At 39.9% G+C, this 373-nt stretch carries 1 protein-coding gene; it reads right to left on the minus strand.

Annotation, left to right across the window (positions count from 1 at the left end):
- Positions 1-373 (minus strand): ROK family protein (locus tag ACLWS4_RS37845; RefSeq protein WP_416876550.1); only part of this gene is annotated, 373 nt, incomplete at both ends.

The raw sequence follows: 373 nt of genomic DNA on the forward strand, positions 1-373 counted from the left end.
CCATCAAAAAATGATGGACAATAAAAGCCGCAGCCCCAACTGCTGTCGCATTCCGATGTAACTGCGACAAATAAATTCGATGGTTCTGCCGGACATATTTTGACACTCTGGATGCAATCGTACTTTGTATAGAATTTAAAATGGTCGGGTTTTCCTGAATTAAATTACTGCGAAGCACAATCGCCTCGGGGTTAAAGGTATTGATAATATTCGTAAGGCCGATTCCTAAAAAGTACCCCAGCTTATCCAATTCCCGTAGTGTTTCACCATCATTTTCCTTTACCCAATTCGTCACTTCTTCCAAAGTAATCCGGCGTTTGTTTTTTACTAAGCACAGTTGATCATAAAAAGCTTTTTCGGATGCATAAAGTTC

Source organism: Kitasatospora sp. SC0581 (assembly GCF_048159585.1).
In the GTDB taxonomy this organism is placed as follows: Bacteria; Actinomycetota; Actinomycetes; order Streptomycetales; family Streptomycetaceae; genus Kitasatospora.